Genomic DNA, 19,421 nt, shown 5'->3' with positions numbered 1-19,421 from the left:
CCGCTGAATGGTCGAACTCGGCTACACGCTCTCCAGCGAGGAGCATCCGCCGAGCGACTTGGTGGGCCACGCTGCCCGGGCCGAGGAACTGGGGTTCGACTTCCTCTCCATCTCGGACCACTTCCACCCCTGGGTGAGCCAGCAGGGCGAGGCCGGGTTCGTCTGGTCGACGCTCGGCGGGGTCGCGCACGCGACCGACGACATCCCCGTCGGCGTCGGCGTGAACTGCCCGATCATGCGCTACCACCCGGTCAACGTCGCGCAGGCGGCCGCGACCGTCGCCGAGATGCTGCCGGGGCAGTTCGTCTTCGGCGTCGGAACCGGCGAACTCCTCAACGAGCACGTCGTGGGGGAGCACTGGCCCCCACACGCGAAGCGGCTGGAGATGCTCGAGGAGGCGGTGGAGATCATCCGGACGCTCTGGGAGGGCGGACAGCGGAGCTACGACGGCGAGCACTTCACCGTCGAGAACGCGCAGCTGTTCACCCTGCCCGAGGAGCCGCCGCCGATCCTCGTCTCGGCGTACGGCCCGGCCGCCGCCCGCTCCGCCGCCGAGATCGGCGACGGGTTCTGGACGGTCGGCCCGCAGGACGTCGTCGACACCTGGGAGGAGGCGGGCGGCGAGGGGCCGCGATACACCCAGCTCACGGTCTGTTACGCCGAGGACGAGTCGGAGGCCATCGAGACCGCCCACGAGTGGTGGCCCAACTCGGCGCTACCGGGCGAACTAAGCTCCCAGCTTCCGACGCCCGTCCACTTCGAGCAGGCCTGTCAGATGGTCTCGGAGGAGGACGTCGCCGAGTCGAGCATCATCACCAGCCCCGACCCGGCGGACCACGTCGAGAGCATCGAGGAGGCGGTCGACGCGGGCTACGACCACGTGTACGTCCACCAGGTCGGCCCCGACCAGGACTCGTTCTTCGAGTTCTACGAGGAGGAGGTGCTCCCGGAGTTCGAGTGACCCCGACTCATCGATCCTCGAGCGAGCCGGTGTAGGTGATCAACTCTGCGACCGCGTCGCCCTCGAAGACGAACACGTCGACGAACCCGAACAGCTCCCGACCGTCCTCGGCACGGAGGCGACCGCGGACCGCTACCTCGTCGGACTCGGCTTCGTCGTCGTTGTCCCCGGCAATGCTCTCGACGTCGTCGACGTCCCGATAGACGGCGTCGATCGCGTGGATCGTGTCGGTCCGCGGGCGCTCCTCGCGCATGAACCGGACGAACGTCTCGCGCCCGGCGAGCGTCCGGTCCGGGCGGTAGTGGGTGAACTCGGGGCGGAGGAGCGCCGCGAGCGACTCGTAGTCGTCGCCGTCGATGGTCTCGTAGTAGCGCCGGGCGGTCTCCTCCGCGCTCATTCGGTGTGGGTGTATTTCGAGCGGACGCTTGAATCGGTCGGCTGTCCTCCGGGTTCGGATTCCCCGATGGCGTTCGCGCGATCGTTTCCGTCGGTACCGGTTCCTCGCCAGTCCCTGCACTCTCGTCGATCTGGACGAAGTAAGCACCACAGGCGAGTGAACATAGTAGTAGACGGTAACACGATTCCTCTCTTCGGAACGGTGTCAGAGACTGAACCGGTCGATCCGCTAAGTAGGTGTGCGAAGCTATGAGGGCGAACGGTTACTCAAAAACATTGGACGGGATTGCCCTCCAGCCACGGGTCAGGGTAAAGCGTGTCTGGGTCCTCAGGTGTTCGACCACTCTCTGCGCGGATGACAACAGACTGGTCGACGTAGTACGTCACGAATATGATTGGGGAATCAGCATAAACGACTTCACCCGACTGTTCAATCGTTTCCCCGTATTGGTATTGAACCCGGACCAGTGCCGCGTTGACAGGTGAATCGTAGACCCTGGTATCGCTAAATCCCATAGAAAATTGGTCAAGCTGTGCTTCCCACCTCGAAACCGATTCATTTCGTCGGTATGCTTGCTCGTATTCCTTGATGTACGTAACCACCGTATCCTGGTTCGCAGTCGAATCGAGGGGTGCGGGATAGGAAACGGGTTCCACTGCATCTTCATCACTTGTATCGAGTGCGTCAGGCTCTGGTCGCTCGGCAGTATCGCAGTCGTATTCTGGTGGTCCCTCCCGATCCTCAAACGAAGTGGCTTCCGCAGAAGTGTCTGTTTGCTCTGACACTGTTTCGGTATCGTCGTTCCCAGCAAGTCGTTCAGTACTGAGACAACCGGCGAGAATACCTGAAAACCCGGCTCCTGTGAGGATAAGTAGATTGCGGCGACGCATTCCATCTTTCACTTTTCGCACATTTACACTCTGTCGATAAATGTTTTCCCCGAACTTGCCGCGAGTATTTCGGTTTACTCTGAACAGGGAAAACCATGCTACAATCTGCTGATAGCGAGCGAGCCGAAGAGCACAGCGAGTCACGGACGACGAGAGCGTGGCTCCTTCCATTCCCACCCGTGGCTGTTCGGTCGAGCAACGTCCCAACACGGATTCCGACGTGTGTACGGGAATCCAACTGGTTGCTCCGGGGTCCACGCTCCGCGTCGCTTATGCCGGCCAGGCCCGGACTCGGGGTGTGGACCTGCACGTCAGGTACGAGGGCGACGACGACCCCGACAAGTGCACGGCGCGGAAGCTCGCGCGGTTCGACCTCGCGGAGCTCCACCGGTCGGACCGCGCCACGCCGTTCGGGGTCGTGCTCAACCCGCACGCCGAGCGGGCGCTCTCGCCCGCCGACGCCGCGGAGTCGAACGCCCTCGTCGCGCTCGACTGCTCGTGGGAGTCGGCCGGGGAGGCGCGGTTCTCGCTCCCCGGCGAGCACCGGGCCCTCCCGTACCTCGTCGCCGCCAACCCCGTCAACTTCGGCCGCCCGATGCGGCTCACGACGGTCGAGGCGCTGGCGGCGGCGCTCCGGATCTTCGGCGAGGCGGAGCACGCCGAGCGGATCCTCGCGAAGTTCACCTGGGGCGAGACCTTCCTCGAGATGAACGAGGAGCCCCTCCGACGGTACAGCGAGTGTGCGGACTCGAGCGAGGTCGTCGCCGTCCAGGGGGAGTATCTCGACCGCTAACGTCTCGGCCGGCGCGTCGGCGCGTCCTCACTCGGCGACGGCCCCGCCGATGGCGCCCGCGATCGCCGAGTCGATCGCGAACACGATCGTCACGAGGAGCCCGAGCACCAGCACGCCGGTCCCGGCGAGGACGCTGCCGAACGGCCCGCCGCCCGCGAACCCGAGGAGGCCGCCGAAGAGGGCGATGACGATCACGAACGCGACACCGGTGAGCGACCCGGCGACGGCGCCGTGGACCGCGCCGTTGAGGAGCCCGCCGCCTGCGAGGTAGCCGGCGACGAGCCCGCCGACGATGCCCGCGCCGAGCTGGCCGACGATGGGGAGTCCAGCGCCGAAGAGTGCGACCGCGAGGAAGGTGACGAAGCCCCAGCCGACCGCGCGCCAGTCAACCATGGTCGAAGCGACGGCAGCCGCGCGTATCTACGTTTCCCCGGACGTGTTCGCGCCGCGCTCCCGGTCCGTCGGTTCCCCGGACCCTACTCCGATCCCGGGTCGTCGGCGTCACCAGCGAGCAGGTTCTCCGCCTCCTCCGGCGGAACGTGCTCGTCGGTCGGGATGAACAGCCGGTCCGTCTCCGGGTCGTACGCGGAATCCGCGGGCGTCGCGTCGGTCGACGGCGCGGTCACGTCGTTCCCGGGGTCGACCCGGCCCCCCGGCGTCTCGCGATGATCGCGTGACCGCTCGACGGCGCCGCGGACGGTCGATTCGTCGACGCCGCGCCGTTCGGCCCACTCGGCGACGGGGACACCCAGCCACTCGACGGCCCAGGCGTCGAGCGCGTCGGCAGGCGAGAATCCCGCGTCCAGCAGGTCCGTCACGCAGTCGAGCGCGTGTCGCTCCGCCGCCCGCCACGACTCGGACTTGTTCACGCGGACGGGGTAGAGGAACGGTGCCTCGTACTCCTTTGCGAGCGAGCGCGAGAAGGAGACGGTTCGGCCCTCGCCAGCCTGGAACGCCCGGAGGTTCGTCGCCGCGGCGGCCGCCAGCAGGTCCTCGTCCATCTCGTAGCCGGCGTCCGCCAGCGTCGCCTCGAGTTCCCGGTAGTCGAGCGCGAACCACGCCGCGTCGGGACCCTCCAGCAGGAGGTGGTCGGGCCCCTCGGCGTCGCGCGCCGCGGAGAACTCCTCGGCGACCCGGTCGCGGACGGCGTCGTGGAGGGTCCGCAGTCCGACCTTCACGTCGGTCGCCTCGAAGCCGGTGTTCGCGGCGACGGCCTCGATGATCGCGTCGTCGATGGCCGGCCTGTGCATACCCGACGGCGCGGGCGCGCCGGCAAGAAGGTTGCCCTCCGGGAATCACGGCGGGGAACGGGAGACAGAAGTGGGAGATCACCGACACGGCGCGTGTCGGCGGACCTTCGTGTCCGCCGCGTTCACGCGAGGGACGACTGAAGGAGGGAGCGAGGAGCGGGGTTCGAAAGGCGCGAAGCGTCTTTCGTCATTGCGGGAAATCGAAGATTTCCCGTTAGCGGTCGGATTCGACAGAATCCGACAGCATCACGAGAGAGCGAAGCTCTCTCGAACGACAGCGAGGCCCCGGAGTCGAGCGCCCCGGGGGCTTTCGAGACGGTCGAAAGCCCCTGTGAAATCTCACGATGTCATCAGGTGTCCTCTCCACCAGGATATATCAACATAGGGGTATGAATCGATGTCCCCCGTGATTTCGGACCGACCCTATCGATCGGTGCAGGGTGAATACCTACCGTTCTTCGACGAACGTTCGACGGACCGTTTCTTCGGTTACGATGTAACGGTACACTTGAGTGAAATAGTCGTAGTGCGGTCCGGGAGTTGCCGTACTGTTCTCCGGCAGTTCGATATCAGCGTAGCCACCGCACGCAACGACGGCTTTATACCCTCCATCTCGACTCTCCACCTGTTCAACCTCACAGGACAGTTCTACGTCCGTATGTTGTCCGCGCCACAGGAATTGTACACGTATCGATATTCCATCAGAGAGACGTACTCCCGAACGGATGCGTCGTTGAGCGGCTCCGGATGGTCAGGACGCTCCTTCGGCCCGTCCGGAAACGAGATCGGTTCGGCAGTTACCGTCGCTGTTCGTGACAGTGTTGAGTCCGAGGCAGTCCCTGATGTGATTCCACCCGGGCCAGCAAGACATCCTGTTGTGACCAACAGTAGACCGATGAAAACTGGACGAAGGGGACGATTCATTTTAATTCCTATCCCCTGACTGCGACTAAATGCCTTCTGGTGGCTGACATTCACTGAGCCCTGAGGGGAAGGTATCTCTGCCCTCCGTAATGACACCCGAACCTCACGAGACGAACTTCAACAGGTCGTCTCGCTTCGCCTCGTGGAACCGTTCCCGCAGGATCTCCAGCAGGGGCTCGATGCTCCCGCGCTTCGCCGAAATGGGCGCGACGATGTGGTCCCACTGCTGCCACGGCGGATACAGCCCCAGCCGGTCGCACAGCTCGTTCAGGCGCTCGTCGCGGTCGTCCACCTTGTCCATCTTGTTGACGGCGACGACCGGCGGGACGTCCACGTCCTGGAGGAACGAGAACAGCTCCACGTCGTGGGGGATCTCCTCCTCGTTCGTGTGGCGGTCGATGATGTCGACGACGCTCTTGCCGTCCACCACCAGCACGCCCGCGAGGATGTGCTCGGCGTTGTCCTCGACGTACCGCACCAGGTCGGTCTTGATCGCCTCCCGACGGTCCGCCTCGACGCCGGACATGAAGCCGAAGCCGGGGAGGTCGGTGAACATGAAGTCCTCCGCGGCCCAGTCGTAGTGGTTCGGCTGGCGGGTCACGCCGGGTTTCTTCCCCGTCGTGAAGTCGTGGCCCGTGAGCTCCCGCATCAACGTGGACTTCCCGACGTTGGACCGGCCGACGAGCACCACCTCGGCGTCGCGGTCGGGTCGTCCCTCGAAGGTCATGGGATTCGGTTGGACGAGGGGGCGGATAAGGGGTGTGGCTGGACTCCGTCCTGGGAGTCTCTATGGATGGTTCGTCGGTGACGACTGCCTCGAAAGTCCCGACGGCGCTCGGGTCAGTACGACCGCTGTCGTTCGAACGGCACTTCACGCCCGAAAACCATCATCGCCGAACCGACCCAGCTACTCCTCGCTCTCGTACGGTTCGCCGACGGCAGAGGGCATCCGCGTCGAGCCCCAGACCGTCAGCACCACGACGACGGCGACGTACGGAAACAGGTTCACCAGCCGGTTCGGCAGTTCGATGCCGGCCGTCTGGAACTGGATCTGCAGCATGTCCAGCCCCCCGAACAGGAGCGCGGCGGCCGCGGCCCCGACGGGGTTGTAGTTGCCGAACAGGTACGCGACGATGCCGATCCAGCCGCGGCCGTTGACCATCGTGTCGCCCGTCCCGGTGAACGACCCGGCGTGTGCGAGCAGCACCGCGCCGGCCAGGCCGGCCATCGCGCCCGAGAAGAGCACCGACGCGTAGCGGACGCGCCTGACGCTCACGCCCGCCGTGGCCAGCGCCTCGGGGTTCTCGCCGGCCGCCTGGACCCAGTAGCCGTACCGGGTCCGGTACAGCACCACCCAGGCGACGACGGCGACGACGGCCGTGGCCAGCACCAGCGGCGAGGTGTCGAACAGCACCGGGCCGAGCAGCGGCAGGTCCGCGAGCACCGGCACCGTCACGTCGTTCACCCTCACCAGCCCCGGGCTGTTCCGGCTGCCCCACAGCAGTACCGCCGAGAACGGGCCGAACCCGAGCCCGATGAACCAGACGGCGAGGCCGGCGACGATCTGGTCCGCCCGGTACCGGATGAGCAGCACGGCGAACAGCAGCGTGTACACCAGGCTCACCAGGACCGCGGCGAGGATGGCGAGCCAGAGGTCGCCCTGCGTCGGCGACTCGCCGCCGAGCAGCCAGACGAACGCCGCCGCGTTCGCCGCCCCGAGGATCATGAACCCCTCGAGGCCGATGTTGAACACGCCGCTCTTCTCGGCGTACAGCCCGCCGATGGCCGCCAGCGCGATGGGCGTGGCCGCCTGGAGCGCCCGCTCGACGAACCCGACCGTCACGATGGCAGCGACCGGGAGGTCGAGCGCGACGGCGAGTACCAGCGCCAGCAGGACCACCGCGACGGCGCCCCCGATCCCGAGCCGGTTCCGCTCGACGTAACCCGCGACGCTCATCGGCTCTCACCCCCGAGGCCCGTCCGCCGGGCCGCCATCCGAAACAGCTCCGGGGCGGCGACGAACAGGACGACGAGCCCGACGACCCCGTCGATCAGCTGCGGGGGGACGTCGCTGTTGATGCCGATGTGGGTGCCCGCGGAGTCGAGTCCGCCGAACAGGAGCGCGGCGGGGACGACGCCCAGCGGGTTGTTCGCGGCGAGCAGGCTCACGGCGATAGCGTCGAAGCCGTACGTCGCCACGCCGCCCGGATCGCTGTAGTAGCCCTGGATCATGATGGCGAAGACCGCGCCCGCGACGCCGGCCACCATTCCGGAGAACGTCATCGTCGTGACGATGGTCCGCCCGGCGTCGACGCCGGAGAACGTCGCGGCCGCCTCCTGGTGGCCGCTCGTCACCATGTCGTAGCCGATCCGCGTCCGGATCATGACGACCGAGACGATACCGACGACGACGAGCGCGACCGCCAGTCCCACGATCGAGAAGTCGGGGCTGTCGAAGACGACCGAGGGGAGCCGAACGTACTCGGGGATGCGGGCAGTGTTGGGCGCGCGGTTCCCCTCGCCGCGGAGCGGTCCCTCGACGAGGTAGCCGACGACGCCGACCGCGATGAAGTTCAGCATGATGGTCGTGATGATCTCGTTCGCGCCGCCGTACGCCTTCAGGATCCCAGGGAGCGCGGCGTAGAGGCCGCCCGCGACGACGCCGGCGACCGTGCCGAGTGCGAGCAGCGCGAGGCCGCCGACGGTACCGCCTGGCAGCAGCGGCGCGAGCCAGAGGATGGAGACTACGGTGGCGAAGCCGCCGACGATGAACTGGCCCTGGACGCCGATGTTGAACACGCCGGCACGGAACGCGACGGCGACGGCGACGCCGACGAGGATGAAGACCGTCGTGAACTTCAGCGTCCGACCGATCGCGTTCCGGTCGCCGAACGCGCCCTCGAACATGTCCGCGAGGAACGTCCCGGGGTCGTAGCCGGCCGCGGCGACGACGACCAGACCGATGGCCAGCGCGAGCGCCGTGGACGCAGTCGCGATGCCGAGGCGCTGGAGCGCGCTCGCCCCCAGCATCCGGGCCGCGGCGGCGTCCAGCAGCGTCCGGCCTCGACCCGGGTCGGCGCCGCTCACTGCTCCACCTCGGAGTCCTGGACGGTCGCGGACCCGGTCCCGGAGTCTTCGACGGCCGTCGCGTCGTCGAGGCGACGCCCGGCCATCAGCAGGCCGAGCTCCTCCTCGGTCACGTCCTCGGGGTCGACCGTATCGATGAACTCGCCCTCGTACATCACCGCGATGCGGTCCGACAGCTTCTGGATCTCCTCCAGTTTCGAGGAGACGAGCAGCACCGCGAGCCCGTCGTCACGCAGGTCGAGCAGGCGGTCGTGGATGAACTCGATGGAACCGATGTCGACGCCGCGGGTCGGGTGCGAGGCGACCATGACGTCCGGGTCGTGTTCGATCTCGCGCCCGACGATGAACTTCTGCTGGTTGCCGCCAGAGAGCGACGCCGCCTCCGACTCGACAGTCGGGGGCTGGACGTCGTACTCGTCGACGACCTCCTCCGCGTGCTCGCGGACAGCCGGCCAGTCGATGAACCCCCCGCTGACGTACGGCTCCACTGTCTGGTTGCCGAGCAGCGCGTTCCGGACGAGGTCGTAGTCCTGCACAAGTCCCTCCGTCTGACGGTCCTCGGGGATGTAGGCGATGCCGGCGCGGATGCGCTCCCGGCGGCTCGACCCGGTGATGTCCGCCCCGTGGAAACTGACGGTCCCCGAGTCGACGGGGCGGAGTCCGGTGAGCGCCTCGACCAGTTCCGTCTGGCCGTTACCCTGGACGCCAGCGACGCCGAGGATCTCGCCCTCGCGGACGGTGAGATCGACGTCTGTGACCCGCTCGAGGCCGCGGTCGCCCGTGACCCGGAGGTCGCTCGCCCGCAGGACGGGGTCGCCGGGCGTCGTATCGCGTGGGCGACGGTCGAACAGCACCTCGCGGCCGACCATCATCCGGGCGAGTTCCTGCTCCGAGGTACGGTCCGCGGCGACGGTGCCGACGGCCTCGCCGTCCCGGAGCACCGTGATCTCGTCGGCGACCGACAGCGCCTCGTCCAGCTTATGCGTGATGAAGACGAGCGAGCGGCCGGCCGCCGCGAGGTCGGTCATCACGTCGATCAGGCCCTCGACCTCCTGGGGCGTGAGCACGGCCGTCGGCTCGTCGAGCACGAGCACGTCCGCGCCGCGGTAGAGGCTCTTGACGATCTCGACGCGCTGGCGCACGCCCAGGTCGAGGTCCACGACGCGCTCGTCGAGGTGCTCGTCGACGTCGAAGTCGTAGCGGTCACAGATCGCCTCGACGTCGGCCCGGGCGGCCGATTCGTCCACGAGGCCGTTCTCCGTCGGTTCGTGGCCGAGGATGACGTTCTGGAGGACGGTCATCGGCCCCACGAGCTGGAAGTGCTGGTGGATCATGCCGACGCCCGCGTCCATCGCGTCGCGGGGCGAGTCGAACGTCCGGGGCTCGCCGTCGACGGTGATGGTGCCCGCGTCCTGGTTGTACAGCCCGTAGAGGACGCTCATGAGCGTCGTCTTGCCGGAGCCGTTCTCCCCGAGGAGCGCGTGGACTGACCCCCGCTCGAGCGTGAAGTCGATCCCGTCGTTCGCGACGACGTCGCCGAACCGTTTGGTGATCCCATCGAGCCTGACGGCGGGCGACCCTGGATTACCGGTCATGATGGAGAACTGTGGTCATGGGAGAGGTGGAGAACCGAGTCAGTTGCAGCCGGCCGCGGTGCAGGGCACGTCGATGTCGCCGGAGGCGATCCCCTGCTTCGCCTCCTCGAGGTTCGTGGCGACGGCGTCAGGGAGCTCGCCCTCGAACGCCTGGCCGATGACGCAGTCGACCGCCTCCTGCTCGAGCCCGAGGGTGCTCGCCCCGGAGACCGAGCCGAAGTCGTCCTCCGCGACCGCGATGGCGACCTCCCGCGTCCCCTCGTTGATGTACTTCACCGCTGAGCCGAGGATGACGTCCTGGAAGTCCGGTAGCGTCTGTGACTGGTCGGCGTCGACGCCGATGGCGAAGCGGCCGTTGCTCTGGGCCGCCTCGAACACGCCACGGCCCGCGGCCGCGGCGGCGTGGTAGACGATGTCCGCGCCGTCGTCGTACTGGGAGCTGGCGATGTCGGCGGCCGTGTCCGTGTCGGTGTAGTCGCCGATGTAGCCGACGTTGACCTGGACGTCGGAGTTCACCCACTCCGCGCCGGCGACGTACGAGCGCTCGAACGCGTTGATGAGCGACCCGTCGACGCCGCCGACGAACCCGATCTGGGCGCTCCCCGGATCGGTCTGGCTGTCCTCGTGGGAGAGCTCCTGGGTCGTCATCGTCCCGCCGAGGACGCCCGCGAGGTACGACATCTCGTGGTTCGCCCACGTGTAGCCGGCGACGTTCGGCTCGTCGACGTGGTCGTTGATCAGCATCCAGTTCTGGTCGGGGTAGTCTGCGGCGTTCTGGGAGAGCGCCTCCGTGTGGTTGTACGACACCAGAACGATGAGGTCGTAGTCGCCGCTCGCGGCGAGTTCCGACTGGGTCGACTGGTACTGGGCCTGCTCGGTCTCCTCGACCTGGTTGATCTCGATGTCGTGCTCCTCGGCCGCGGTCTGGAGGCCCTCCAGCGCGAGGTCGTTGAACGCGTTGTCGTCGAAGCCGGCGGGGCTGGAGACGATGGCGATGTTCGTGGTGTCGCCACCGGAGCCGCCGTCCCCGCCTCCGTTGCCGTCGCCGTTACCGTCGCCGCCGCCCATGCAGCCGGCCAGCGCCGTGCCGCCGATGACGGCCGCGCCCGACGAGAGGAAGGTCCGCCGATCGACCGAGCGCGCGGGGTGCCTGGAGGACGATTCAGAGGGTCTTCGGTCCGAATCCGTGTTCGGGCTCATTCTGTTTATATAGCCGACAGGAAAACACAAAAAGATTACTCTAGTGTGGAAAACCATTTGTTTACTGCCTGAACCCCGGTCAGATCTCGCTCAGTTTCGTTCAGGGGGTCGTCGGAACCGCTAGAGGACCAGGGACGTGGCGAACGAGCGGCAAATCACGGTCCGTCCGAGGGTCGTGGGCGCCGACGTTAATCCCCCGGCAGACCACAGACCACCCATGGAGAAACAGCGCCTCCGCGAGCGCGTCTGGGACGCCCTGGAGGAGAGCGGGGAGGCCCGGTTCCCGTTCCCCCCACACGGGAGGATTCCCAACTTCGCCGGCGCCGACGAGGCGTGCGACCGACTGACCGCGACCGACGAGTGGGCCGACGCGAACGTCCTGAAGTGCAATCCCGACGCCCCGCAGCTCCCGGTTCGCCGGACCGCGCTCCGCGCCGGCAAGACCGTTTACATGGCGGTCCCGCGCCTGCGCGAGGAGCACCCCTTTCTCCGGCTCGCGCCCGAGGAGGTGTCGGACATCGACGAGGCGACGACGGTGTCGGGGTCGTCGAAACACGGCGTCCCCGTGGGTCCCGACGAGGTCCCGCACGTCGACCTCGTCGTCTCCGGCAGCGTCGCCGTCACTGAAACCGGCGGGCGGATCGGGAAGGGGGAGGGGTACGCCGACCTGGAGTTCGCGGTGCTCACGGAGCTGGGCGCGGCCGACGCGGACACGACCGTCGCGGCGACCGTCCACGAGCGACAGGTCGTCGTCGACGACGTCGAACTGGACGCCCACGACGTTCCGCTCGACCTGATCTGTACCCCCGAGCGCACGATTCGGGCCGAACGTGGGGCGCGGCCCGACAGCGTAGACTGGGACGCGCTGGGCGAGGGGAAGCTCTCGGAGATTCCGGTGTTGCAGCGGCTCGACCCGCGCTGATTCGCCCGCGGCCTGGCCCTATCGAGACGGGGTGACTGGCGAACGGGAGTTCGCGGTACCCGTGCAGGCCGAGGGTTATTTGCCGCGGCGCGGCCACGCCTCCGTGTGCGACTCGTCCAGGTGATGGTCCCGGCGGGCAAGCGCGAGTCGGTCCTCTCGACGCTCGACGAGGAGGGGATCGACTACGTGCTCTCCGACGAGACCAGCGGTCGGGAGTACACCGCCGTCGTCTCGTTTCCGCTGCCGACGGAGGCCGTCGAGCCGATGCTGCAGCAGCTCCGGGACGTCGGGCTCGAACGGGACGCCTACACCGTCGTGCTCAACGCGGAAACCGTCATCTCCCGCCGGTTCGAGGACCTGGAGAAGCGCTACGAGGAGGAGGACGAGAACGGCGACCGCATCGCCCGCGAGGAGTTGGCCGCGCGGGCCGACGAGATGGCGCCGGAGCTGTCGACCTTCGTGGTGATGACGGCCATCAGCGCCATCGTGGCGACGGCAGGGTTGCTGCTCGACTCGCCGGCCGTCGTGGTGGGGTCGATGGTCATCGCGCCGCTCGTCGGCCCGGCGATGGCGACGAGCGTCGGTACGGTAATCGACGACGCCGACCTGTTCCGTCAGGGGGTCCGCCTCCAGGTACTCGGCGCGGTACTCGCGATCGCGAGCGCCGCGCTGTTCGCCGCGGTGATGCGGTTCGCGAACGTCGTCCCGCCCGGGACGGAGGTGTTCACCATCGGCGAGGTACGCGAGCGGCTGGCGCCCGACGTCCTCTCGCTGCCCATCGCGCTCGGCGCCGGCGTCGCCGGCGCGCTCTCGATCTCCTCGGGCGTCTCCACGGCGCTCGTCGGCGTGATGATCGCCGCCGCGCTGGTGCCCCCGACGGCGGTCGTGGGCATCGGACTCGCCTGGGGGGAGCCCATGACGGTCTCGGGTTCGTTCCTGCTGGTCGTCGTGAACTTCGTCTCCATCAACTTCACCGCGCTCGCCGTGCTCTGGTACAAGGGGTACCGCCCCGATCGACTCTTCCAACTCGGCGATGCCCGGTCGGCGACCGTGAAGCACATCGCCGTGCTCGGGGTCATCATCCTGCTCTCGACGACGTTCCTCGTCGGCGTCACCTTCGCCTCCTACCAGAGCGCGACGTTCGAGGAGTCGGCGACCCAGGAGGCGGCCGCGCTCGTCGGCGACGACGGAACCGTCCTCGACGTGGAGGTGGCGTACGGCGGGTACCCGTTCCGCCAGCCGACGGCGGTGACCGTGACGGTCGGCCACCCGCGCGGGGAGGAACCTCCGGAGCTCGCGCAACCGCTCGCCGCCAGCCTCGCGGACGACGCGGAGGCGCCCTTCGGGATCGGCGGCAGCGCGAACGTCACCGTCAGGGTCCGCTACATCGCCGCGGAGTCGGCGACCACCGGTCAGGAGACGACGGGGTCGACGGCTGGCGATGTGACGGCTCACGCGGCGTGAGACAAACCGCTATTTGTGCCTAAGCTACGTTGAAGCCGTCACGCAGCGTCCCTGCTGTCGTGAAGCGAACATCGATCCTCCTCACGGTGCTGGTCGTCCTCCTGGCCGGCTGCACCGGAGCCGTCACGAACGCCACGCCGAACGCCGAACCCGGCGACTCGTCGAACACGAACAGCGTCACCGCGTCGGGCAGCGAGTCCGTCACCGCCGCGCCCGACGTCGCGGTCGTGGTCGTCGGCGTCGAGGCGACCGCCGACAGCGCCGCCGCGGCGCGCTCGCAGGTCGCAGCCGACGCCGACTCCCTCCGGACCGCGCTCGCCGACGCTGGCTACGAGGTCGAGACGGTCGACTTCCGCCTCGCGCCCGAGTACGACCACAGCGCCGGTCAGCGCGAACAGGTCGGCTACCGCGCGGTCCACGTCTTCGAGTTCGAGGCCGAACCCGACGCCGCCGGCGACGCGGTCGACCTCGCGGTCGACAACGGCGCCACGGCCGTACAGAACGTCCGGTTCGAACTGAGCGACGACCACCGCGCCGAACTCCGCCAGCAGGCGCTCCAGGGTGCGGTGAACGACGCCCGAAGCGACGCCGAGGCGGTCGCCGGCGCCGCGAACCGCTCGATCGGCACGGAGCTGTCGATGCAGGTCGGCTCCTCGGGCTACTCGCCCTACGAGGTCCGGTACACCGCCGACGCGGCCGAGGGCGGCACCTCCTTCGAGCCCGGCCCCGTGTCCGTCACCGCGTCCGTGACGGTGACCTACGAACTGGAGTAACCGCAGTACGCGGCGCCCGACTTCCCGCGCCGCCGTTTTCGAGACGCCCGCTCAGTTCAGTTCCGCGAGGGCAGGTCGGGTTCGAACCCGACGGCCTCGACCGCCATGTCGAGCACCTCGTCCACGTTCTCGTCCTCGGTGACGCTCATGTAGGCGTCGGCGTCCACGTCCCGCGAGCGGTCGCTCTTGTTGCAGACGAGGAGGACGGGCGCGTCGAACGTCGCCTCGACCTCCTCGAGCAGCGCGAGCTGGTCGTCCAGCGGGTAGCCGCAGTCGCCCGAGGCGTCGACGACGAACAGGACGGCGTCGGCGAGGTGGGTGAGCGCGGAGACGGCCTGGCGCTCGATGTCGTTGCGCTCGTGGGCGGGTCGGTCGAGCAGGCCCGGCGTGTCGATGATCTGGTAGCGGATGCGATCGCGCTCGAAGTGGCCGATCTGGACGGCCTTCGTCGTGAACGGGTAGGAGGCGATCTCGTTGCTCGCGCGGGTGACCTCGTTGACGAACGAGGACTTGCCGACGTTTGGGTAGCCGGCGACGACGATGGCGGGTTCGTCCGGGCGGATGTCCGGCAGGCCCTTCAGCGCGTCGCGGGCCTCGCCGACCGCCAGGAGGTCGTCGCTGATCTCGTCGACGATGTCGGCCATCCGGGCGAACGCCTGCTTCCGGTGCTTGCGGGCCGTGTCGACGTTCGACTTCCGTATCTTGCTGGCGTACTCCGAGCGCAGTTCGGCGATCTGGTTGGAGGCCCAGTTGACCTCCGAGAGCGACTGCCGCAGGTCGTCGACGTTCACGACGGCGTCGGCGAGTTCGTAGTAGAACGGGTCGACCTCGTACTCGAAGTCGGGCCAGTCGTTGGAGACGTTCTCGAGGTTGTCCGAGAGGATGTTGCCGGCGGTGCGGAGCATCGACTCCTGGGCCTCGATGCCGCCCTTGGCGCGGCCGGCGCGGGCCGCGCGCGAGAACGCCTTGTCGACCAGTTCCTCGGCGCGGGGCGTGGTTGGAAGGTTTTCGAATATCATGGCGATTCGTGGTTGATTACGTGTTTGGTGGTCCTGAGGCCGTAAAAGCGCGTTCGTTCGTGTTTTTGAGGGGAGCGCGTGGGGCGACGACGATTGAGGACACTGCTGCTACCGCGATGGCGAACCGCTCGAAAGCCCCCGCGGCTCTGCGGTCGCGCGCCTCGCTGCGCTCCTCGTCACTCGGCCTCTGGCCTCGTTCCTGTCGTTCGAGACGGTGAAGCCGTTTCGTGATGACGAGGGAGCTATGCTCCCTCGAACCACGGTGCTTGCCTCGTTCGCGGGACCCGTCCCGCGAGCTCACGAGAGCTCTGCTCTCGTGAACGTCGTGCTTCCCGCAGAGCCGCGGCCCCTTTCATTCCTACCCGATGGTGGTTTCGGCTGCGCATCGCTCACGCGAGCGAAGCGAGTGTGAGCTCGCGGGGCCGCAGGTCCCGCGTAGCGCCCCGACTACCGCTCGCGCCGCCTTCGGCAGTCCTCCGAAGCGTTCGCCCGTCCGACGGCAGGTCGCGTTTGTAGTGGCGGTGCTGTCATGTGCGTTCTTGCGGCTGGCGCGCGTGACGCGAGCCCCCTCAGGGGCGAGCATCGCGCGCGAGGGATGAGCGAGCCGGCGCGCCCTCGTGGCGCGCCAATAGAGAGCGAATCGGCTGGGGAGGCCGGTGGTGTCTCGTCACGCCAAGTAGTAGTGGTCTGCTCCCCCGAACCCGATCTCGCCACCACACTAAGCCACTGCTGATGCTGAACCGACTGAAATCCAAAGGCACGATTGCGTGACATCGAACCACACGAAACCACGACACAAAACCGCAAGGGGGCGTGGAAGCGGAGAACAGCACCTTTATCACTCGCAGGAGGCGAATTTACCGAACGAGATTATCTCTCGGAGGTCAATGGTGACGGAGAAAACACAACCGGAGGTGAACATCGGACTCGTCGGCCACGTGGACCACGGGAAGACGACCCTCGTGCAGGCCCTCTCGGGGTCGTGGACCGACCAGCACAGCGAGGAGATGAAGCGCGGTATCTCCATCAGGCTGGGCTACGCCGACGCGACGCTGCGAAAGTGTCCCGAGTGCGACGAGCCCGAAGCGTTCACTGTCGAGGAGACCTGCCCGGAGCACGACGTCGAGACGGAGGTCCTGCGGACCGTCTCGTTCGTCGACGCCCCGGGTCACGAGACGCTGATGGCGACGATGCTGTCCGGCGCGTCCATCATGGACGGCGCCGTCCTGGTGGTCTCGGCCACCGAGGACGTGCCCCAGGCCCAGACGGAGGAGCACCTGATGGCACTGGACATCATCGGCATCGACAACATCGTCATCGCGCAGAACAAGATCGACCTCGTGAGCGCCGAACGCGCCCGCGAGAACTACGAGCAGATCCAGGAGTTCGTCGAGGGCACGGTCGCCGAGGACGCGCCGATCGTCCCCATCAGCGCCCAGCAGGAGATCAACGTCGACTTTCTCATCGGCGCCATCGAGGACGAGATCCCGACGCCCGACCGGGACGAGACGCTCCCCGCGCGGATGTTCGTCGCGCGCTCGTTCGACATCAACCGGCCCGGCACGACCGCCGACGAACTGCTCGGCGGCGTGCTCGGCGGGTCGCTCTCGCAGGGCACCCTCGAGGCCGGCGACGACCTCGAACTCCGCCCCGGCCGCGAGGTCGAGGAGGGCGGTCAGTCCGAGTATCGGTCCATCGAGACGAACGTCCGGTCGCTCCAGGCCGGCGGCCAGCCGGCCGAGAAGGTCGGCCCTGGCGGCCTCCTCGGGGTCGGCACCGGCCTCGACCCGAGCCTGACGAAGGGCGACGCGCTGGCCGGGCAGGTCGCCGGCGTTCCCGGCAGCCTCCCGCCAACGCGCGAGGCGTTCGAGATGGACGTCGAACTGCTCGACCGCGTCGTCGGCGAGGGCGAGGTCGAGGAGATCTCGACCGGCGAGCCGCTGATGCTCACGGTGGGCACGGCCACGACCGTCGGCGCGGTCACGAGCGCCCGCGAGGGCGAGTGCGAGGTGTCGCTGAAGCGCCCCGTCTGTGCCGAGGAGGGCGCGAAGATCGCCATCAACCGACGGATGGGCGCCCGGTGGCGCCTCATCGGCGTCGGCACCCTGAAGTAGGGACCGAGCCGTGACGACGGTGATCCTCGACACGAACGCGCTGATGATGCCGGTGGAGTGCGACGTGCGCGTGTTCGAGGAGATCGACCGGCTGGTGACCGACGCCGAACTGGTCACGCCGGCGGCCGTCGTCGCGGAACTGGAGAAGCTGTCCGACGGCGCGGGCGAGGAGGCGACGGCGGCCGCGGTCGGCCGCGACCTCGCCGAGCGCTGTCGGGTCGTCGAGACGCACGAATCGTACGCAGACGACGCCGTGGTCGAACTCGCGTCGGGCGAGTTCGACGGCTTCGTCGTCACGAACGACGGGCCCCTGCGCGAACGGCTAGCGGACCGCGCCGTTCGCGTAATCTGTTTAAGGGGCGCGAACACACTGGCGGTAACAGAGCCATAACATGTACAAACGGGTTCGACTCAAGGACACGGTCGAGGTGCCACCCGAGCACCTGGCCGACGTGACGAACAGCAGGGTGCGAAAGCTCCTGCAGGACAAGTTGGAAGGGCGAATGGACGAGGACGTCGGCAGCGTCGTCAGCGTCGTCGAGGTGCTGGACATCGGCGACGGAGCGGTGCTTCCGAGCAGGCCCGGCGTGTACTACGAGGCGGAGTTCGACGCGATCACGTTCGACCCCGACATGCAGGAGGTCGTCGACGGGAACGTCGTCGAGGTCGTCGAGTTCGGCGCCTTCGTCGGCATCGGGCCGGTCGACGGCCTGCTCCACGTCTCGCAGATCTCCGACGAGTACCTCGCGTACGACGGCGAGAACCAGCAGCTCGCCTCGACGGAGTCGAACCGCACGCTCGGCGTCGAGGACGCCGTCCGCGTGCGCGTCGTGACCAAGAGCATCGACGAGCGGAACCCCCGCGACTCGAAGATCGGGCTCACAGCGAAACAGCCCGGCCTCGGCAAGCACGGCTGGCTCGAGGACGAGGCGGCCAAGCGCGACGAGGCGACCGCGGAGGGGAGCTAGATGGCGGAAGACCGGCTCGCGTGCCGCGAGTGCCACTACGTGAACGGGCCGGACAGCCAGACGTGCGACAACTGCGGCTCCTCCTCGCTGACGGAGGACTGGGCCGGCTACATCATCATCACCCACCCCGAGAAGTCGGAGATCGCCCCCGAGATGAACGTGACTCAGGCGGGCAGCTACGCGCTGAAGGTCCGCTGACGGGATGCTCCGGCTCCCCGAGGACCTCCGCGGCGCGTTCAAGGATCCCCTCGGGGCCGTCTACACCGACGCGGCCGCGCTGCTCGCCGACGCCGGCGACCCGATACTCGCCGTCGGCGACGTCGTCACCTACCACCTCCGCGTCGCCGGCCGCGACCCCGACGTCTCCGTTCTCGACGGGAAGACCAAACGCGAGGCCGTGAGCGAGGAGATCGCGTCCGTCCTCGCAGGCGAGAACCCCCGCATCGAGGTGGAGAACGAACCGGCCACGCTCTCCCCCGACATGCTCGACGCGCTCCGGGAGGCCATCGACCGCGACGCACACGTCGTGATCCACGTCACCGGCGAGGAGGACCTCGCCACGCTCCCCGCTATCGTCGCCGCCCCCGACGGTGCGAGCGTCGTCTACGGTCAGCCTGACGAGGGGATGGTGCTCGTCCCCGTCACCCCGGAGTCGAGGGCCGAGGCGCGCGCGCTCCTCCAGCGGATGGACGGGGACAGCGAGGCGGGGATCGATCGACTGACGCGGCAGGACTGATTTTTCGTCCACGACGCCGTGCCAACCATCCGTACGGGTTGGACTGAGCGGGGCCGCGCCTCGTGAACGGTGCCAGCGAAGGAAGCGCTGCAGTGGAGCGAACGCCGACGGCTCGCCAGCTACGACGGCGTGGCAACCGCCGATTACCGACGAGACGGCCACAATGCCCGTGAGACCGGCTTCGGACGCGAGTGTACGTCACCGATATGGGGATGGGTGACCGCCAACCCTCGTCGCAGCCGGCCGATCCGCCGTCGCCGTGAACGGTATTCGGGTGTTCGGACGGATCAGTCGAGTAGCACGACCCCCGAGCCGACGGTCGATTCGA

20 protein-coding genes are annotated in these 19,421 nt (G+C 67.9%); 10 read left to right on the top strand and 10 right to left on the bottom strand.

Features of this window, described 5'->3' with window-relative positions:
• Positions 1-7 precede the first annotated feature (7 nt).
• On the top strand, positions 8-961 hold the full coding sequence (locus HUG10_RS10990) for a TIGR03557 family F420-dependent LLM class oxidoreductase (protein ID WP_179169623.1): 954 nt from the start codon (positions 8-10) through the stop codon (positions 959-961).
• A 7-nt stretch (positions 962-968) separates the two neighbouring features.
• On the opposite strand, the gene HUG10_RS10985 is transcribed toward HUG10_RS10990, so the two are convergent.
• Together HUG10_RS10985 and HUG10_RS10980 are read right to left on the bottom strand one after the other, a co-directional pair.
• Positions 969-1,358 carry a nuclear transport factor 2 family protein gene (locus tag HUG10_RS10985; protein WP_179169622.1) on the bottom strand — a complete coding sequence of 130 codons (390 nt, stop codon included), beginning with the start codon at positions 1,356-1,358 and terminating at the stop codon, positions 969-971.
• A 266-nt stretch (positions 1,359-1,624) separates the two neighbouring features.
• Complete coding sequence (locus HUG10_RS10980; RefSeq protein ID WP_179169621.1) at positions 1,625-2,260, bottom strand: hypothetical protein; 636 nt, start codon at positions 2,258-2,260, stop codon at positions 1,625-1,627.
• Positions 2,261-2,546: 286 nt separating this feature from the next.
• On the opposite strand from HUG10_RS10980, the gene HUG10_RS10975 reads away from it, so the two are divergent.
• Positions 2,547-3,041 (top strand): DUF367 family protein, encoded by a 495-nt coding sequence (locus tag HUG10_RS10975; protein WP_179169620.1) that lies wholly within the window; start codon positions 2,547-2,549, stop codon positions 3,039-3,041.
• 27 nt (positions 3,042-3,068) lie between these two features.
• On the opposite strand, the gene HUG10_RS10970 is transcribed toward HUG10_RS10975, so the two are convergent.
• The 7 genes from HUG10_RS10970 to HUG10_RS10940 form a co-directional block, all read right to left on the bottom strand.
• Positions 3,069-3,434, bottom strand: a complete 366-nt coding sequence (locus HUG10_RS10970; protein WP_179169619.1) for a DUF5518 domain-containing protein — start codon at positions 3,432-3,434, stop codon at positions 3,069-3,071.
• Positions 3,435-3,517: 83 nt separating this feature from the next.
• A complete protein-coding gene (locus HUG10_RS10965) occupies positions 3,518-4,291 on the bottom strand; it encodes a hypothetical protein (RefSeq protein ID WP_179169618.1) in 774 nt (257 codons plus the stop codon).
• Between the two features lie 1,027 nt (positions 4,292-5,318).
• On the bottom strand, positions 5,319-5,942 hold the full coding sequence (gene engB / locus HUG10_RS10960; RefSeq protein WP_179169617.1) for a GTP-binding protein EngB: 624 nt from the start codon (positions 5,940-5,942) through the stop codon (positions 5,319-5,321).
• Between the two features lie 180 nt (positions 5,943-6,122).
• Positions 6,123-7,172, bottom strand: a complete 1,050-nt coding sequence (locus tag HUG10_RS10955; RefSeq protein WP_179169616.1) for an ABC transporter permease — start codon at positions 7,170-7,172, stop codon at positions 6,123-6,125.
• Positions 7,169-8,245 carry an ABC transporter permease gene (locus HUG10_RS10950; RefSeq protein ID WP_179171053.1) on the bottom strand — a complete coding sequence of 359 codons (1,077 nt, stop codon included), beginning with the start codon at positions 8,243-8,245 and terminating at the stop codon, positions 7,169-7,171. Before HUG10_RS10950 ends, HUG10_RS10955 begins: the two co-directional genes overlap by 4 nt.
• 53 nt (positions 8,246-8,298) lie before the next feature.
• On the bottom strand, positions 8,299-9,897 hold the full coding sequence (locus HUG10_RS10945) for an ABC transporter ATP-binding protein (protein ID WP_179169615.1): 1,599 nt from the start codon (positions 9,895-9,897) through the stop codon (positions 8,299-8,301).
• A 39-nt stretch (positions 9,898-9,936) separates the two neighbouring features.
• Entirely contained in the window at positions 9,937-11,097 is a 1,161-nt protein-coding gene (locus HUG10_RS10940; RefSeq protein WP_179169614.1) for a BMP family lipoprotein, read from the bottom strand.
• A 217-nt stretch (positions 11,098-11,314) separates the two neighbouring features.
• Between HUG10_RS10940 and HUG10_RS10935 the strand changes: the two genes are divergently transcribed.
• The 3 genes from HUG10_RS10935 to HUG10_RS10925 all read left to right on the top strand — a co-directional run bounded on the left by HUG10_RS10935 (position 11,315) and on the right by HUG10_RS10925 (position 14,256).
• On the top strand, positions 11,315-12,019 hold the full coding sequence (locus HUG10_RS10935; protein WP_179169613.1) for a 5-formyltetrahydrofolate cyclo-ligase: 705 nt from the start codon (positions 11,315-11,317) through the stop codon (positions 12,017-12,019).
• Between the two features lie 105 nt (positions 12,020-12,124).
• Positions 12,125-13,483 carry a TIGR00341 family protein gene (locus tag HUG10_RS10930; RefSeq protein WP_179169612.1) on the top strand — a complete coding sequence of 453 codons (1,359 nt, stop codon included), beginning with the start codon at positions 12,125-12,127 and terminating at the stop codon, positions 13,481-13,483.
• Positions 13,484-13,542: 59 nt separating this feature from the next.
• Positions 13,543-14,256: an SIMPL domain-containing protein gene (locus HUG10_RS10925; RefSeq protein WP_179169611.1), complete on the top strand. Its 714-nt coding sequence runs from the start codon at positions 13,543-13,545 to the stop codon at positions 14,254-14,256.
• A gap of 56 nt (positions 14,257-14,312) precedes the next feature.
• On the opposite strand, the gene HUG10_RS10920 is transcribed toward HUG10_RS10925, so the two are convergent.
• Positions 14,313-15,275: an NOG1 family protein gene (locus HUG10_RS10920; RefSeq protein WP_179169610.1), complete on the bottom strand. Its 963-nt coding sequence runs from the start codon at positions 15,273-15,275 to the stop codon at positions 14,313-14,315.
• An 887-nt stretch (positions 15,276-16,162) separates the two neighbouring features.
• Here HUG10_RS10920 and HUG10_RS10915 point away from each other — a divergent pair.
• From HUG10_RS10915 to HUG10_RS10895, 5 genes are read left to right on the top strand one after another with little or no spacing between them, the layout of a single operon-like run.
• Positions 16,163-17,389, top strand: a complete 1,227-nt coding sequence (locus tag HUG10_RS10915; RefSeq protein WP_179169609.1) for a translation initiation factor IF-2 subunit gamma — start codon at positions 16,163-16,165, stop codon at positions 17,387-17,389.
• Between the two features lie 10 nt (positions 17,390-17,399).
• Complete coding sequence (locus HUG10_RS10910) at positions 17,400-17,780, top strand: PIN domain-containing protein (protein WP_179169608.1); 381 nt, start codon at positions 17,400-17,402, stop codon at positions 17,778-17,780.
• 1 nt (position 17,781) lies between these two features.
• Positions 17,782-18,357 carry a DNA-directed RNA polymerase gene (locus tag HUG10_RS10905; protein WP_179169607.1) on the top strand — a complete coding sequence of 192 codons (576 nt, stop codon included), beginning with the start codon at positions 17,782-17,784 and terminating at the stop codon, positions 18,355-18,357.
• A complete protein-coding gene (spt4, locus tag HUG10_RS10900) occupies positions 18,358-18,555 on the top strand; it encodes a transcription elongation factor subunit Spt4 (RefSeq protein ID WP_179169606.1) in 198 nt (65 codons plus the stop codon).
• A 4-nt stretch (positions 18,556-18,559) separates the two neighbouring features.
• Positions 18,560-19,093, top strand: a complete 534-nt coding sequence (locus HUG10_RS10895) for a GTP-dependent dephospho-CoA kinase family protein (RefSeq protein WP_179169605.1) — start codon at positions 18,560-18,562, stop codon at positions 19,091-19,093.
• Positions 19,094-19,421: the final 328 nt, after the last annotated feature.

Source organism: Halorarum halophilum (assembly GCF_013401515.1).
GTDB classification, from domain to species: Archaea; Halobacteriota; Halobacteria; order Halobacteriales; family Haloferacaceae; genus Halorarum; species Halorarum halophilum.
The sequence above is the reverse complement of the archived record's forward strand: the minus strand, read 5'-3'. Positions and strand labels throughout refer to the sequence as shown.